Source organism: Janibacter zhangyanbonis, assembly GCF_050507325.1.
GTDB lineage: Bacteria > Actinomycetota > Actinomycetes > Actinomycetales > Dermatophilaceae > Janibacter.
Window position 1 is genome coordinate 123,252 of the sequence record NZ_CP191481.1, and the last position, 14,262, is coordinate 137,513.

Consider the following 14,262-nt stretch of genomic DNA (forward strand, 5'->3'; position numbering starts at 1 on the left):
TTCGAGGAGAGCACCGTGCAGATCACCGACACCGCCGCCATCGTCACCGGAGGAGCCTCGGGCCTCGGCGCGGCGACCGCCGCAGCGCTCGCCGCGGGCGGCGCGCGCGTCTTCGCCTTCGACCTGCCGGCCGCCATCGAGGGTGCCCCGCAGGTCGACGGCATCGAGTACGTCGCCGTCGACGTCACCGACCCCGAGCAGGTCCAGGCCGCGGTCGACACCGCCGCCGGCGCCGGCGTCCCGCTGCGCACCGTGGTCAACTGCGCCGGCATCGGCCCGTCGATGCGCATCCTCGGCAAGAAGGGCCCGCACGACCTCGGCCTCTACGCCAAGATCATCCAGGTCAACCTCGTCGGCTCCTTCAACGTGCTGACCCTCGCCGCCGAGAAGATCTCCCAGACCGAGGCCCTCGAGCACGGCGCCCGCGGCGTCATCATCAACACCGCCTCGATCGCCGCCTACGACGGCCAGGTCGGCCAGGCCGCCTACTCCTCGAGCAAGGGCGGCATCGTCGGCCTCACCCTCCCCGCCGCCCGCGACCTCGCGCAGCACGGCATCCGCGTCATGACCATCGCCCCCGGCATCGTCGAGACCCCGATGCTCGCGACCGTCAGCGAGGAGTTCCGCGAGGGCCTGGCGAAGGGAGTTCCCTTCCCGCAGCGCCTCGCCCGCCCCGATGAGTACGCCCAGCTGGCTCTGGCGATCGTCGACCACGACTACCTCAACGGCGAGGTCATCCGCATGGACGGGTCGCTGCGCATGGCTCCTCGCTGAGTTCGCGCTTCGGTCTCTGAGGGGCGCGCCCCGCGCCCGTCTCGAAGGGTCCGTTCGCGGGCGCAGGGCTGGGGGTGGCCCTAAGGAAAAAGTCCCGACTCCTGTCGCAGACGCCTCACCGGGCGCAGCAGGGTCGGGACTTTCCCATGAGTCGGGCCGACCCCCACCCTGCGCCCGCTCCCATCTGCCCCGGTCCCTGAGGAGGGCGCCCCGCGCCCGTCTCGAAGGGGCCGGTCAGGCGGGGTCGGTGACGTCGGCGACCTGGGCGTCGAGGTGGGCGAGCATGGCGTCGGCGTCGAGGGTGGCGGCGACGCCGTGGGCGCCGGCGCCGATCGAGACGGTGCGGCCGGCGACGGTCTCGTCGGCGATGACCGGCAGGGCCCGCAGCGAGCCGAAGGGGGTGATCGTCCCCCGCTCGTAGCCGGTCACCTCGCGGGCGATCTCCTTGTCCGGCAACGAGATCCGGTTGACCGACAGCAGCGCCCGCAGCTTGGGCCAGGAGATCTGGCGGTCGCCGGGGACGAGGACGAAGAGGTGGTCACCCTCCCCCCTTCGCACGACCAGGGTCTTGATGATGTCGCGCGGCTCGACCCCGCGGGCCGCGGCCGCCTCCTCGAGGGAGCGGACCATGCCGTGCCGGGTGATCGTGTACTCGATGCCGCTGTCGGTCAGGGCTCGTGCCGCTCGGGTGCCGCCCTCCATGGTCAGCAGCCTACGGCCGCCCGAGTCGCGCTCTCAGGCGCTGGCTCAGCTCGACGTCGTGCTGGAGCCGGCTGAGCTCGGCGGCGCGAGCAGCCACTCCCTGCGTCCGCAAGTGCTCCGCCAGGTACTCCCAGTGGGCCTGCGCCATGTCGTCAGCCGTGAGGTCTTCGTCGGGCTCGTCCGGGCCGACCACGGTCACAGCCGTCTCGGCGATCTCCTCGACGGTCGTGTGCTGCCAGAGGTCGTCGGGGCCCTGGGTGGTCCAGCCACGGTCGGCGAGCAGGACCCGCCGGGTGCCGTCGTCGAGGACGGCCAGGTGGAGCGCGGACACGGACATCGACCGGGGGCCGTTGGCGCCACCGTCGAGGTCGACGACGGTCAGCAAGCGCGTCACGGAGTCCATGACGGTTCATCCTGCCAGCACGCACACATCACATGACGTTATGAATACCCAAACGCAGGCTTATGATTGGACGCATGGCCTTCTTCACCTTCCCCAACCCGGTCAACGACAAGGCGGCGCGCACGGTCGCCACCGGTGTCGTCGCGATCAGCGCGCTGACGCTCGTGAGCGGCTGGTGGTGGCTGCTCGTGCCGCTCGCGCTGGGCTTCCTCGGCCGGGTCCTCGCCGGGCCCCGGCTCAGCCCGCTCGGCTGGCTGGCGATGCGGGTCGTCGCGCCGCGACTCGGCGAGCCGGTACTCACCCCGGGCCCGCCGAAGCGCTTCGCCCAGGGCATCGGCCTGGCCTTCTCGACGACCGCAGCTGTGCTCGCCCTCGGCCTCGGCCTGCACACCGCCGCGGGGATCGTGCTCGGCGTGCTCGTCGTCTTCGCGACCCTCGAGGCGGCGCTCGGCTTCTGCGCCGGCTGCTGGGCCTTCGGTCACCTCATGCGCCTGGGCGTCATCCCCGAGGAGACCTGCGAGGCCTGCGCCGACATCACCCGTCGCCGCCCGGCGGTCGAGGAGCCGGTGACGACGGCCTGAGTCGCCGGCCCCACCTCATTCGAAGAAGAAGCGCCCGGTCGACCGGGCGCTTCTTCTTCGACTCAGGGCGTGCTGCCCCCGGCGGCTCTCAGCGACCGAGGAAGGCGTCGAAGAGCGCCTGCGTCTCGGGCAGTGCGGCCCGGGCGCGGATCGTCTCCGCCTCGTCCTGACCGCTCTCCTCACGAGAGCGAAGGGAGCCAGCCCGCAGCAGTCGTCGGGTCTGGCCGTAGGCGCCGGCCGGTCCGGCGGCCCAGGTGGCCGCGAGCTCACGGGCCCGGGTGAGCGGGTCGGCGGCGACCTCGGCGACCAGGCCCTGGTCCCGGGCCTCGTCGGCCGACAGCGGCTGGTCGCGCAGCGCGAAGGCAAGCGCCCGCTGCCGGCCCATCGCCAGGGGCAGCAGGGTCGAGGTGCCGCAGTCGGGGTTGAGTCCGATCTTCGGGTAGGCGACGACGAACTTCGTGCCTTCGGCCGCGATGACGACGTCCCCGGAGAGCATGATGCCCAGCCCGGCGCCGGCGACGGCCCCGTGGACGGCGACGGCCACCGGCTTGGCGAGCGCCTCGAGCGCGGCCACGGCCGCGTCCCCGGCGACGGCGAGCTCGTAGAGGTCACCTGCGGTGTCCTGCGAGTCGGCGAAGGAGGCGATGTCGCCGCCCCCGCAGAAGCGCTTGCCGGCACCGCTGAGGACGACGGCGCGCACCCCTTCGTCCTCGGCGGCACGCTCGGCGGCCTCGCGCAGGGCCACACCCAGCGCCAGGTCGAGGGCATTGGCCGACTCCGGCCGGTTGAGCTCGATGTGGGCGACACCGTCGGCGACGGTGTACTCGACGACCGCCATCAGATCCGCCGGAACATCGCGGCGAGCGCCTGGCCGCCCCCGATGCACATCGTGACGATGCCGAGCTCGAGGTCGCGGCGGACCATGTCCTTGGCCAGGCGCAGGGTGAGGATCGCGCCGGTCGCGCCGACCGGGTGACCCAGGGCGATGGCGCCGCCATAGGGGTTGACCCGCGCGGGGTCGAGCTCGGTGTCGCGGATGACGGCGACGGCCTGCGAGGCGAAGGCCTCGTTGAGCTCGATGGAGCCGATGTCCGAAGGGGAGGTCCCCGTCTTCTCGAAGAGCGCGCGCAGGGCATGGGTCGGCGCGTAGCCCATGAGCTCCGGCTCCATCGCGGCGGTGGCGACGGCCTCGAGGCTGACGAGACCGGTGAGGCCGCGCTCGGCGACGGCGGACTCGCGGCCGAGGACGACCGAGGCGGCGCCGTCGTTGATGCCCGAGGCATTGCCTGCCGTGACCGTGCCGTCCTTGGCGAAGGCCGGGCGCAGCTTGGCCAGGGTCTCGAGCGTGGTGTCGGGCTTGGGGTGCTCGTCCTTGTCGGCGGTGAAGGGCTTGCGGCCCCCGACCTCGAAGGGAGTGATCTCCTCGGCGAAGGCGGCCTGCGCCTCGGGGGTCGCGGCGCGGCGCTGCGACTCGAGGGCGAACTCGTCCTGCTCCTCGCGCGAGACGCCGTACTTCTTCGCGACGTTCTCCGCCGTGACGCCCATGTGGATGTCGTGGAAGGGGTCGGTGAGCATGAGGACGGTGCCGTCCTGCAGCTGGCGGTTGCCGAGCTTGTAGCCGCTGCGGGCACCGAAGTCGTAGAAGGGCATCCGAGTCATCGACTCGTCGCCGCCGGCGAGGGTGAAGTCGAGGTCGTTCCACCGCATCTCCATCGCGGCGGACCAGATCGCCTGCAGGCCCGAGCCGCACAGGCGGTTGACCGTGTAGGCCGGGACATTGGTCGGCAGGCCGGCGGTCACGGCGACGCGACGCGCGTTGTAGGCGTCGGGGCCGACCTGGCCGATGCAGCCCATGACGACCTCGGAGATGTCCTCACCGGCGACGCCGGCACGCTGCAGCGCCACCCGACTGGCCTCGGCGCCGAGCTCGAAGCCCGGGGTGTCCTTGAACATCCCGCCGAAGCTTCCGGTCGGGGTACGGGCGCCGTCGACGACGACGATCTTCTCGGTGCTCATCAGCTGCTCCGTGGTCGGTGGGTGCGTTCGGGGGTCAGCATCCCACCACCTCCTCGTAGTCCCTGAGTGGGTCCCACGTTCCGCGTGGGCGGTCGCCCAGCGACCGTCTCGAAGGGCGGTCGTAGCCTGTCCGCATGGCACTTCGCAGCGCAGAGAGCGTCCAGACCGCACCCGTCGCCGTCCTCGGGCTGATCGGCGGCTACCTCACCGCCCGCGAGAGCGGCATCCGTCCGCTCGGCGGCGTCGTCCTCGGCGCCGCGGGCCTCTTCGCCGGCCGCAGCTGGCTGGCGAAGACCGACCCGGCGACGACCGCCGCGCTGTCGGCGATCTACCTCGGCGGCTTCGGCGCCTCCCACCCGCTGGCGAAGAAGGTCGGCGCCTGGCCCGCCGTCCTCGGCGTCGCCGCCGCCTCGGCTGCCGCGTCCTACGCCCTGTCCGACCGGCGCTGACCGTGGCCACGGCTCCCATCGCCCTCACCGGGGCGACCGGCCGCATCGGGGGCCGCGTGGCTGCCCGCCTCGCGACGAAGGGGGTCCCCCTCCGCCTCCTCGTCCGCGACCCCGACCGGGCACCGGACCTGCCGGGTGCGACGCCGGTCGTCGCTCCCTTCGGCGATGGTGATGCGGTCCGCGAGGCCCTCACGGGGGTCGAGACGGCCTTCATGGTCTCCGCCTCGGAGGCGGCCGACCGGGTGCAGCAGCACCTGACCTTCGTCGAGGCGGCCGCGGCCGCCGGGGTGCGGCACCTGGTCTACCTGTCCTTCCAGGGGGCGAGCCGGGAGTCGACCTTCACCTTCGCCCGCGACCACGCGGTGACCGAGGAGGCGATCCGGGCGTCGGGGATGGCGTGGACCTTCCTGCGGGACGGCTTCTACGCCGACTTCATGCCCGGGCTCGTCGGTGACGACGGGATCATCCGCGGCCCGGGAGGTGACGGTCGGGTCGCCGTCGTCGCCCAGGACGACATCGCCGACGCTGCGGCCGCTGTGCTCCTCGACCCGGCATCGCACACGGGCCGCACCTACACGCTGACGGGGCCAGCAGCCTTGTCCTACAGCGAGATCGCGACGATCGTCGGCGAGGCGAGCGGTCGCGAGGTGAGCTATGTCGACGAGACGCTCGACGAGGCTCGCGCGTCACGGGCGCCTTACGGCGCTCCCGACTGGGAGGTCGCCGGCTGGATCTCGACCTACACCGCGGTCGCGGTCGGCGAGCACGCGGAGGTGACGGGTGACGTCGAGGCGCTCACCGGGCACCCGGCGACGTCGCTGCGCGAGGTGCTCGGCCGCGCTGGCTGAGGTGCGACGCAGGAGCCTCGAAGCCCCCCAGGCTCAGGCCCCGTAGGGAACCACCAGGTCGGTGCGCAGGGTGCTCGGGTCCATGTCGGGCGAGGGCTCGGTGACGTAGACCTCCCAGAAGGGCAGCCCCGGCTGACGACCGTCGGCGGCGACCCGCTGCATGAGATCGCCCCACGCCCCGCCGAGCCCGTCGTAGCCGCCGAGGTGCGAGATCGTCGCGACCTCGGCCGCCGGCAGCTGTGACGGGACGAAGGTGATGCCGCCCGCCTCGAGCTCCCCGTCGAGCGGCGCGGCCACGGGCATGCCGACCTCGAAGGTCATCGTCGCGCCCGGCATGCGGTGGTGCAGCGAGAAGGCCGGGCCGGCGATCTCGATGCCTTGCTCGGCGAGGGCCGGCACGAGGGCGCTGAAGGTCTCGTCGAAGATCGCCGGCATCCCGTCGGGCGCGACGTCCTTGGCCAGACGGACGACGGTCGGCACGTGCGGGCTCGACAGATAGGTGACGTCGGTGTGCGGCGGGGCGAAGTAGCTCGGCTGGCTCATGGGTCCCTCCTCGGGCTGCGGTTGTTGATCATGCCCACGGCTACCCAGGCGGCCGCGACGAGCACGCCGCCGCCGACCGGGTACCAGCGCGGCACCTCGTCGAAGAAGGCGAAGCCGAGGCCGAAGGCCATGGTGATGATGACCGCGATGATCGCGGGTGTGCGTGTCCCCATGCGGCGAGTCTGCCGGGGGCCGGGGGCGCTGTCCATGACCGGAAGGTCGGATCAGACCCCTACGAGCGACTCGAAGCGCTCACGGGTCAGGTAGACCATGCGAGCGTCCTTGTCGCCGACGCGCACCCGCTCGCCGAGCTCGAAGCCGATCTGCTGCGCGCGGAGGAGGACCGCGCGGTTGGAGGCGTCCGGCTCGCCGACGAGTCGCTGCACCGCGGGGTCGGCGAAGAGCCACCGGTAGATCCCCACGCCGACCGTCGCCGCGTCCTCGCCCGGGGCGACGAAGACGTGCGCACCCACGTCCCCCGGCTGCACGTCGTAGGCCTCGGCGACCGGGTCGTGCTCGGGCTCGTAGGTCTGCACCAGCGCCACCGGCCGCCCTTCGCTCTCGCCGATCCACGCCCAGTGCGCCTCGAGGGAGTCGACGAAGGCGTAGATGTCGCGCACCTCCTCGACGCTCTTGTCGCCCATGCCCCAGAAGCGTCCCCGTGGCTGCGTCACCCACGAGTGGATCAAGGCCGCGTCCTCCTCGGGGCGAAGGGGGCGGAAGGTCAGGTCGGTCATGTCGTCTCCTCGTCGTCGGTCAGGGTGTGCAGGTCGCCCGCACGCCAGGCGTCGTGCTGGTCATGGGCGTGCGGCGAGTCGGCCGGACCGTCGGCGCCGAGCGGCACGACCCACGAGCTCGGGCCGCCGAGCGACCACACGAGTCGGGCGGCCGGCCCTCGCCAGCACAGGTCGGTCAGGCCGGGCGCGGCGGCGGTGGCCAGCACGCAGTCCCCGTCACCGCCGAGCGGCCCGCTGGGTGGCGTGGCGGTGTGCTCCGCCCGGACGAAGGGGGCGATGTGCCGCTCTCCCCAGGTGCGGTCATCGGCGGGTGCCTGGGCGACCCGCACGAGGGCCTGCACGGCGATCTCGTCGAGGGGCAGGTCCCAGTCACACCCGACGTGGACGATCCGCTCGATGCCGGCGCCGACCCGGGCGACCGGGTCCACCCAGGGCGCGAAGAGCGCTGCGAGACCGGCGGGTTCGTGGATCGGGGCGAGTCGCGGGTGGGCCGCGACGGCGAGGACGAGCTCGGTGCGCCAGGCCGCGAAGAGGGCCGCGTCGTGGCTGCCTGCGTCCATGTGGCCGTCCCACGCGAGCAGCCGCTGGCGAAGCTCCTCGGCGGGGCCGGTGGCCGCGACCCCGCCGAGGAGAGTCTGGAAGGTCGGCCAGGAGCCGAGCCGGGTGTCGGTCTGGATCGTCGCGAGCCCCGCGACGTCCCAGTCCTCGCGCTCGCCGAGGAGCGCGGTGATCCGCTGCGCGCGGTGCGGCGCGGCGAACTCCTCGCCGAGCGCCGCGACCGAGTCCCGCCGGTCGTTGGCGTGCACGACGACCTCGCCGTCGGCGAGGTCGCGGCGTGCCGACGGCGCCGCCACCGTCCCCACCTGGCTGCCCTGACTCCGCATTTCCTCAAGGAGATGCGAACCCCCGGCGGTGACCAGGCGGCCGGCGACGCGCTCGCGGACCCGGCCGTCGGCGCCGGCGATGACGACGGCGTTGACCGGCTCGACCCAGCCGTCGAGGGCCGTGTCGACGTCGTCGACCGTCCGCGCCAGGAGCAGTCGGCGCATCGTGGCCAGCCCGATGTCGCCGTCGACGCCCGCGGGCGAGATCGGGTGGGGGACAACGAGGTCCGCGTCGGGGGCGATCTGCTGGTAGTCCGCCATCGCGTGCGTGACCGCCCAGGCGACCGAGCCGGCGTGACCGAAGTGCGGCACCCCCGGGACACCCGCGAAGGCGAGCCCGGACACGTCGATGTCGGGGGTGGTCAGCCTCACCTGCTGGTAGATGCCGGGCGCCTCGAGCACGCGGTGCGGGTCGGCGGCGATCATCGGTGCGCCCGTGTCGGTGCGTGACCCGGTGAGCGCCCAGGCATTGCTGCCGCCGAGCGGCACGCCCTCGTGGCTCAGCAGGTCGAGGGCGTCCTCGCCGAGCTGCGCGCGGACGTGCCGGCGCCACAGCAGGTGCCCGAAGTTGCCCATGAGCACGTGCTGGACGAGGAAGACTCCGGCCGGCGACCACCGCTCCCACCGCTCCGGCTGCGTGCCGGTGGCGGCGAACTCCGGTGCGCGGGAACCCCCTTCGTCAAGGCCGTCGTTGACGCCGGCGACGTAGGCGTCCACCCAGGCGAGCGTCACGTCGTCGAGACCCTCGACCGCGGCCCGGGCGATGCCGGCCAGGTCGGCGCGGGTCGCGAAGTCGTCCCAGTCGGACGGCCCGAGCAGCGTCGCCGAGGTCGCCTCGGACCGCCGCCGCTCGACCTCGATCTGCCAGGCCCGGTCGATCGCCGCCGAGCGCCCCTGCGCATAGGCGAGGTCGTCGAGCGTGGCCCCCCAGCAGAGCGGGATGCCGTGGGCATCCCGCTCCACCCGCCAGTGTCGGCTCACTCGGCCACGCCCCCTTCGCCGGCGCCGGAACTCTGCAAAACCCTAGGGTCTTGCAGAGTTCCGCCGCCGGCACTCTGCAAAACCCTAGGGTCCTGCAGGGTTGGGGGCAGGAGCTCAGGGTTGTGCGCAGCGTGGAGGGGGTTGGCGAGGTCGCCGACCCGGATGAGCGAGCCCTCGGGGTCGGTGAGGTCGACCATCTGCAGGGTGTTGCGCAGCTGCAGCCGGTTGAGGCAGGAGTGCTCGAAGCTCTCCCGCAGCAGGTCCAGCCGCGCGGCCCGCGGGTGGTCGGCCGCGTGCGCGGCGATGCACTCGGCGACGAGCGCCCAGAAGTCCTCACCGGTGAGCATCTCGTCGTCGGCGAGGATCTCGGCGACGAAGCGCAGCACGCCGTCGAGCACGTCGGTGAGCACCGACAGCGACTGCACCTGCGGGTCGAGGACGTGCCGGATGCGCTCGACCTCGGGCGGCAGCTCGCGGTCGGACATGACGACGACCTCCTCGCCGATGTCCTTCATGAAGACGCCGGTGGGCACGTGGTCCTCGAGCACGAGGATGAGGTTCTCCCCGTGCGGCATGAAGGCCAGGTCGTGCACGCCGAGGCAGTGGACGACCGGTCGCAGGTAGGCGCGCAGCATCCGCCGCACCCACTCGCCGGCCCCGATCGGGCTTGCTGCGATGAGCTCGGTGATGAGCGCGGCGCCGTCGGCGTCGCGGTGCAGCAGCCCGGTGAGGGACTGGAGCCGTTGTCCCGCAGCGAGCTTCGGCACCGGCGACTCGCGCCACAGCGCGGCGACCATCTTGGTGTGCGGGTTGGGCACCCCGAGGCGGTGGTAGGCGTCGCCGGTGTAGCCGATCGCCGCGATCTCGCGCAGCACGCGGAACCCGCAGTCGGCGAGCTCCGGGTCACCGGCGACGACGTCGGCCACCCAGTCGTTGATCGCCGGCGTCGCCTCCATGTACTTCGGCGAGAGCCCGCGCAGGAAGCCCATGTTCTGGATCGCCAGCGCCGTCTTGACGTAGTGCCGCTCGGGACGGTCGGTGTTGAAGAAGGTCCGGATCGACTGCTGCGCGAGGTAGCGGTCCCGCGTGTGGCCGAGGTGAACGACATCGCGTCGGGCCACGTCCGCGGCGAAGGTCACCGCGAGCTTGTGGTCCCACTGCCACGGGTGGACCGGCATGAGCAGGTAGTCCGCGGGGTCGAGCCCCAGCGTCTCCAGGCGAAGGGAGAACCCCTCACGGTCCGCAGGGTCGAGCTCGCCGGCGTAGAGGTCCTCCTCCGTCAGACCCTCGGCCAGCGAGAGGTGGGCGACGGTGCGGCGCACTGCGATCCACTCCAGCCGCACGTCGGCGCCGGCCTCGGGGGAGTAGGCCGCGTGGTCGGTGGCGGAGAAGCCGATCCGCCCGTTGTTGGCGATGAAGGCGGGGTGGCCCTCGGTCATCGCGGACTCGATCGTCTGGAAGTCGGCGCCGACGAGGTCGCGGCTCGTGTGCCGCGCGTGGTGCCACTTGTGCGCCAGGCTCGCCAGCGTGCCGCTCAGCTCCTCGAGATAGGTCGAGCGCAGGTGCTCGGGGATGCCGAGGACCTCGTGCAGGTCGGAGACGACGCCGAGGGCGTCGACCTCGGTGGCCTGGCCGTCGACGGTGCGCTCGATGCTCGCCGGGTCGACCCGCCAGTGCTCGAGGGCGTGCCGGGTCGCGGCGAAGGTGTAGGTCGCCGCCCCCGCCGCGATCGTCCACCGCCCGTCGGCGGTCGGCTCGGGCGCGAGCACCCGCTCGTGGGTCAGCTCGCCGATCGCCTTGGCCGCGATGTGCCGGTGGGCCCGCGCCATGACCTCGGGCTCGAGGTGCGCGACGTCGGGGGAGGGGAGCGCCCCCCTTCGTCCCTCGAGCTCGCTGCCGGCGAAGGCCGCGAGCGTGCAGAAGCTCAGCAGGGCCTCCTTGTCCGACAAGGTGATCCGGCGGTCGACGACGAAGCCGGCGGCGGCGTTCTTGGCGTGGATCGCGTGGTTGCGCACGTCCGGCTCGACGACCACCTCGGTGACCGAGGGGTCGCGGAAGCAGAAGTGCATCACCGCGCGGAAGACCTGCGAGGTCATCCCGTGCACCGGGGTCTCCGTCGGCGCGACGAGCACGTGCATGCCGAGCTGTCCGGGCTCGACGCGGTAGTGCGCCGCGAGCACCGAGTGGCCGGGGTCGTAGGTCTCGGTGAGGAAGGTCGGGACGCCGTCGACCCGCCCGAGCCACGCGTCATGGTGCGGGTCGGCGTCGATCTCGTCGAAGGCCGCCCGCGACTGCTCGGGGGTGAAGCCCTGCATGCCCCAGAAGGCGGACCGCGGGTGCGTCACCCACGCGTGCAGCAGCTCGATGTGCTCGGCGGGCACGACCGGCTCGATCGTCACCCGCCCGACCGGCGTGATCATCGCGAAGTCGCTCATCGGGACATCACCGCCTCGAGGCCACGAGAAACCACCGGCGACTCGATCTCCCCGACACCGAAGTGCTGGAAGGCGATGCGCTCCTCGACCGGGTAGACCTCACGGCCCGTGATCGCGTTGATGATCACGGAGTTGCGGTAGGCGCCCATGCCCAGGTCGGGGGCGAGGACGGAGTGGGTGTGCTCCTCGGCGTTCTGCACGAAGATCCTTCCGTCGAGGTCGACGCTGTAGTCGACCCCTGTGTCGTAGCGGTCGCGGGCGTCGCGCCGGATCCGGTCGGCGACGGGCGCGAGGAAGTGCGGGGTGCGGGGGCGGTAGCCGGTGGCGAGCACGAGTCCCTCGGTCGTCACCTCGACGGCGGCGTCCTGCTCCTCGTGGTGCACGCCGAGCGTGTAGCGGCCATTGGTCTCGTCCCAGCTCGCCTCTCGCACTTCGCTGTTCGTCAGCAGGGTGGTGGGGACGGGCGCGCCGGTCTCGACGCGGATCCGGTAGAGCGTGTCGTAGATCTGGTCGACGAGGTCGCCGCTGATCCCCTTGTAGAGGTTGCGCTGCTCGCGCAGCAGCACGTCGCGCCGTTCCATCGGCAGCTCGCGGAAGTAGCGCGCGTACTCCGGCGAGGTCATCTCGAGCGTGAGCTTCGTGTACTCCATGGGGAAGAACCGCGGCGAGCGGGTGATCCACGTCAGGTGGTAGCCGTGCTCCTGCACGCCCTCGAGCAGGTCGAGGTAGATCTCGGCGGCGGACTGCCCGCTGCCGACGACGGTCACGGATGCGTTGTCCTGCACGGCCGCTCGGTGCTCGAGGTAGTGGCCGGAGTGCGTCACCGGCCCGCCGAGGCCCTCCGCGACGGGCGGCACGGTCGGCGCGGTCCCGATGCCGAGCACGACATGACGAGCGCGAAGGGAGGTGACCGTCCCGTCCCCGAGGCGGGCCGTGACGACGTAGGTGCCATCGGCCTCGCGCTCGACGGCGGTCACCTCGTGGCCCCACCGGACGGTGTCGAGCTGGTCGGCGACCCACCGGCAGTACTGGTCGTACTCCGCGCGCAGGGGGTAGAAGCTCTCCCGGATGTAGAAGGGGTAGAGCCGCCCGATCTGCTTGAGGTGGTTGAGGAAGCCGAAGCGGCTCGTCGGGTCGGCCATCGTCACCAGGTCGGCCATGAAGGGCACCTGGATCGTCGCGCCCTCGAGCATCATCCCCGGGTGCCATGAGAACTCGTCCCGCGCCTCGAGGAAGACCCCGTCGACGTCGGGCAGGTCGTGCGTCAGCGCAGCCAGCCCGAGGTTGAAGGGCCCCAGCCCGATCCCGACGACGTCGTGGATGCGCCCGCTCATCGGGCCATCTCCACTCCCGCTCCCTGAGGAGCTTGCGAAGCAAGCGTCTCGAAGGGTGCATCCAGGCTCAGCTCGTCCATCGCGTCCTCGGCGAGCAGCGCCTCACCCGTCGCGGCGATCGTCTCGATGATCCCGCGCAGGTGGGCGAGCGAGGTCTGCGGGTTGAGCAGGGTGAACTTCAGCCACGCCCGACCGTCGATCGTCGTGCCGGCGACCATGACCGACCCGTCGTCGAGGAGCGCGTGCCGGATGCGGGGGTTGAGCGAGTCCGCGTCGGTGACACCGACCCCCTTCGGCCGGTAGCGCATGAGGACCGTGCTGAGCACGGGCTCGACGGCGACCTCGAAGCGCTCGTCGTCGCGTAGCACCTCCCACACCTGGTGGGCGCGGTCGATGACCTCGTCGAACATCTCGCCGACGGCGTCGGCGCCGGTGACCCGCAGCGTGAGCCATAGCTTGAGCGCGTCGAAGCGCCGGGTGGTCTGCAGCGACTTGTCCACCTGGTTGGGCGTCACGGCCGTCCGCGGGTTGAGGTAGTCGGCGTGGTGGGTGACGTGGGCCAGGGTCGCGCCGTCGCGCACGATGATCGCGCTCGAGCTCACCGGCTGGAAGAAGGTCTTGTGGAAGTCGACGGTCACCGAGTCGGCCCGCTCGATGCCCTCGAGCAGGTGACGACGACGAAGGGAGGTCAGCAGGCCACCTCCGTAGGCGGCGTCGACGTGCAGCCAGGCGCCGTGGTCGGCCGCGAGGTCGGCGATGGCCGCGACCGGGTCGATGACCCCGAGGTCGGTCGTGCCGGCGGTCGCGACGACGGCCATCGCCGTCTCGCCCCGCTCCCGGATGCCGTCGAGCTCGGCGGCGAGGGCGGCGGTGCTCATGCCACCGGTCTCGTCGGTGGGCACGGCGATGACCGCGCTCGGGTGCAGGCCCATGATCCGGGCGGCCTTGATGACGCTGAAGTGGCTGTGCTCGGTGGCGAGCACGCGCAGTCGCGACTGCACTCCCTCGCCGTGGCGGCGCACGGCCTCGCCCCGGGCGAGGAGCAGGCCCTGGAGGTTGGACTGGGTCCCGCCGCTGGTGAAGACGCCGTCGGCGGTCCCGCCGAAGCCGATGCGCCCGGCGGTCCAGCGGATCAGGCGCTGCTCGACGAGGGTGCCGCCGGCGCTCTGGTCCCAGGTGTCGACCGAGGTGTTGACCGCCGAGATGATCCCCTCGGCGAGGACCGCCGGCAGGGCGACGGGGCAGTTGAGGTGGGCGACGTAGCTGGGGTGGTGAAACCAGATGGCGTCGCGCAGATAGATGTCGGTGACCTCGGCCAGCGCGGCGTCGAGGTCGGCCGCGGGGCGGTCGAGGTCGACGGCGTCGACCGCGGGGGCGAGGTCGGCCACGGTCGCACCGGTCGACGGGGCGTCGGCGGCCAGGTGCTGGGCGACGAGCCGGGTCACGCGCGCCATGCCGTCGACGTAGTCGTCGGTGGTCTCGTGCGTCAGGAGGTGGGGGTTCACCGAGCGTGCTCCTAAAAGTAAGGGATACCTAACTTAGGTAGTGCTGGCCTAACATAACTGCCGTGCGCCG

Annotated in this window: 15 protein-coding genes; 4 read left to right on the forward strand and 11 right to left on the reverse strand. The window is 72.2% G+C overall.

Features of this window, described 5'->3' with window-relative positions; all coding sequences use genetic code 11:
- The first annotated feature begins 15 nt into the window (after positions 1 to 15).
- Entirely contained in the window at positions 16 to 774 is a 759-nt protein-coding gene (locus ACQBJO_RS00645) for an SDR family NAD(P)-dependent oxidoreductase (protein WP_255184961.1), read from the forward strand.
- A 234-nt stretch (positions 775 to 1,008) separates the two neighbouring features.
- On the opposite strand, the gene ACQBJO_RS00650 is transcribed toward ACQBJO_RS00645, so the two are convergent.
- The gene (locus tag ACQBJO_RS00650) at positions 1,009 to 1,476 is read right to left on the reverse strand and encodes an aminoacyl-tRNA deacylase (protein WP_421007790.1); all 468 of its coding nucleotides are present in this window, start codon (positions 1,474 to 1,476) and stop codon (positions 1,009 to 1,011) included.
- Positions 1,477 to 1,486: 10 nt separating this feature from the next.
- A complete protein-coding gene (locus tag ACQBJO_RS00655; RefSeq protein ID WP_421007791.1) occupies positions 1,487 to 1,879 on the reverse strand; it encodes a hypothetical protein in 393 nt (130 codons plus the stop codon).
- Positions 1,880 to 1,953: 74 nt separating this feature from the next.
- On the opposite strand from ACQBJO_RS00655, the gene ACQBJO_RS00660 reads away from it, so the two are divergent.
- Complete coding sequence (locus ACQBJO_RS00660; RefSeq protein ID WP_421007792.1) at positions 1,954 to 2,460, forward strand: DUF4395 domain-containing protein; 507 nt, start codon at positions 1,954 to 1,956, stop codon at positions 2,458 to 2,460.
- Positions 2,461 to 2,548: 88 nt separating this feature from the next.
- Here ACQBJO_RS00660 and ACQBJO_RS00665 read toward each other — a convergent pair whose 3' ends face one another.
- Positions 2,549 to 3,298, reverse strand: a complete 750-nt coding sequence (locus tag ACQBJO_RS00665) for an enoyl-CoA hydratase/isomerase family protein (protein WP_421007793.1) — start codon at positions 3,296 to 3,298, stop codon at positions 2,549 to 2,551.
- The gene (locus ACQBJO_RS00670; RefSeq protein ID WP_421007794.1) at positions 3,298 to 4,476 is read right to left on the reverse strand and encodes a thiolase family protein; all 1,179 of its coding nucleotides are present in this window, start codon (positions 4,474 to 4,476) and stop codon (positions 3,298 to 3,300) included. The genes ACQBJO_RS00665 and ACQBJO_RS00670 overlap by 1 nt, the downstream gene beginning before the upstream one ends.
- Before the next feature lie 134 nt (positions 4,477 to 4,610).
- Between ACQBJO_RS00670 and ACQBJO_RS00675 the strand changes: the two genes are divergently transcribed.
- Both ACQBJO_RS00675 and ACQBJO_RS00680 read left to right on the forward strand, forming a co-directional pair.
- Positions 4,611 to 4,925, forward strand: a complete 315-nt coding sequence (locus ACQBJO_RS00675; RefSeq protein ID WP_421007795.1) for a hypothetical protein — start codon at positions 4,611 to 4,613, stop codon at positions 4,923 to 4,925.
- A 2-nt stretch (positions 4,926 to 4,927) separates the two neighbouring features.
- Positions 4,928 to 5,773 carry an SDR family oxidoreductase gene (locus tag ACQBJO_RS00680; RefSeq protein WP_421007796.1) on the forward strand — a complete coding sequence of 282 codons (846 nt, stop codon included), beginning with the start codon at positions 4,928 to 4,930 and terminating at the stop codon, positions 5,771 to 5,773.
- 33 nt (positions 5,774 to 5,806) lie between these two features.
- Here the strand turns inward: ACQBJO_RS00680 and ACQBJO_RS00685 are convergent, their stop codons facing one another.
- Genes ACQBJO_RS00685 through ACQBJO_RS00715 form a run of 7 tightly spaced genes read right to left on the reverse strand, consistent with a single transcriptional unit; the run spans position 5,807 to position 14,192 of the window.
- The gene (locus tag ACQBJO_RS00685) at positions 5,807 to 6,316 is read right to left on the reverse strand and encodes a GyrI-like domain-containing protein (RefSeq protein WP_255184969.1); all 510 of its coding nucleotides are present in this window, start codon (positions 6,314 to 6,316) and stop codon (positions 5,807 to 5,809) included.
- A complete protein-coding gene (locus tag ACQBJO_RS00690; RefSeq protein ID WP_200811194.1) occupies positions 6,313 to 6,489 on the reverse strand; it encodes a hypothetical protein in 177 nt (58 codons plus the stop codon). Before ACQBJO_RS00690 ends, ACQBJO_RS00685 begins: the two co-directional genes overlap by 4 nt.
- 51 nt (positions 6,490 to 6,540) lie before the next feature.
- Positions 6,541 to 7,053, reverse strand: a complete 513-nt coding sequence (locus tag ACQBJO_RS00695) for a GNAT family N-acetyltransferase (RefSeq protein ID WP_421007797.1) — start codon at positions 7,051 to 7,053, stop codon at positions 6,541 to 6,543.
- Complete coding sequence (locus tag ACQBJO_RS00700) at positions 7,050 to 8,918, reverse strand: penicillin acylase family protein (RefSeq protein WP_421007798.1); 1,869 nt, start codon at positions 8,916 to 8,918, stop codon at positions 7,050 to 7,052. Before ACQBJO_RS00700 ends, ACQBJO_RS00695 begins: the two co-directional genes overlap by 4 nt.
- The gene (locus ACQBJO_RS00705) at positions 8,915 to 11,353 is read right to left on the reverse strand and encodes a GNAT family N-acetyltransferase (RefSeq protein WP_430407135.1); all 2,439 of its coding nucleotides are present in this window, start codon (positions 11,351 to 11,353) and stop codon (positions 8,915 to 8,917) included. Before ACQBJO_RS00705 ends, ACQBJO_RS00700 begins: the two co-directional genes overlap by 4 nt.
- Positions 11,350 to 12,687: a lysine N(6)-hydroxylase/L-ornithine N(5)-oxygenase family protein gene (locus ACQBJO_RS00710; RefSeq protein WP_421007800.1), complete on the reverse strand. Its 1,338-nt coding sequence runs from the start codon at positions 12,685 to 12,687 to the stop codon at positions 11,350 to 11,352. The genes ACQBJO_RS00705 and ACQBJO_RS00710 overlap by 4 nt, the downstream gene beginning before the upstream one ends.
- Positions 12,684 to 14,192, reverse strand: coding sequence for a pyridoxal phosphate-dependent decarboxylase family protein (locus tag ACQBJO_RS00715; RefSeq protein WP_421007801.1), 1,509 nt, complete (start codon positions 14,190 to 14,192; stop codon positions 12,684 to 12,686). Before ACQBJO_RS00715 ends, ACQBJO_RS00710 begins: the two co-directional genes overlap by 4 nt.
- Positions 14,193 to 14,262 lie beyond the last annotated feature (70 nt).

Excerpts from the sequence above, each read along its gene's own strand:
- ACQBJO_RS00650 (WP_421007790.1), bottom strand. The coding sequence starts at position 1,476 with ATGGAGGGCGGCACCCGAGCGGCACGAGCCCTGACCGACAGCGGCATC.
- ACQBJO_RS00655 (WP_421007791.1), bottom strand. The coding sequence starts at position 1,879 with ATGGACTCCGTGACGCGCTTGCTGACCGTCGTCGACCTCGACGGTGGC.
- ACQBJO_RS00660 (WP_421007792.1), top strand. The coding sequence starts at position 1,954 with ATGGCCTTCTTCACCTTCCCCAACCCGGTCAACGACAAGGCGGCGCGC.
- ACQBJO_RS00665 (WP_421007793.1), bottom strand. The coding sequence starts at position 3,298 with ATGGCGGTCGTCGAGTACACCGTCGCCGACGGTGTCGCCCACATCGAG.
- ACQBJO_RS00670 (WP_421007794.1), bottom strand. The coding sequence starts at position 4,476 with ATGAGCACCGAGAAGATCGTCGTCGTCGACGGCGCCCGTACCCCGACC.
- ACQBJO_RS00675 (WP_421007795.1), top strand. The coding sequence starts at position 4,611 with ATGGCACTTCGCAGCGCAGAGAGCGTCCAGACCGCACCCGTCGCCGTC.
- ACQBJO_RS00685 (WP_255184969.1), bottom strand. The coding sequence starts at position 6,316 with ATGAGCCAGCCGAGCTACTTCGCCCCGCCGCACACCGACGTCACCTAT.
- ACQBJO_RS00690 (WP_200811194.1), bottom strand. The coding sequence starts at position 6,489 with ATGGGGACACGCACACCCGCGATCATCGCGGTCATCATCACCATGGCC.
- ACQBJO_RS00695 (WP_421007797.1), bottom strand. The coding sequence starts at position 7,053 with ATGACCGACCTGACCTTCCGCCCCCTTCGCCCCGAGGAGGACGCGGCC.
- ACQBJO_RS00705 (WP_430407135.1), bottom strand. The coding sequence starts at position 11,353 with ATGAGCGACTTCGCGATGATCACGCCGGTCGGGCGGGTGACGATCGAG.
- ACQBJO_RS00710 (WP_421007800.1), bottom strand. The coding sequence starts at position 12,687 with ATGAGCGGGCGCATCCACGACGTCGTCGGGATCGGGCTGGGGCCCTTC.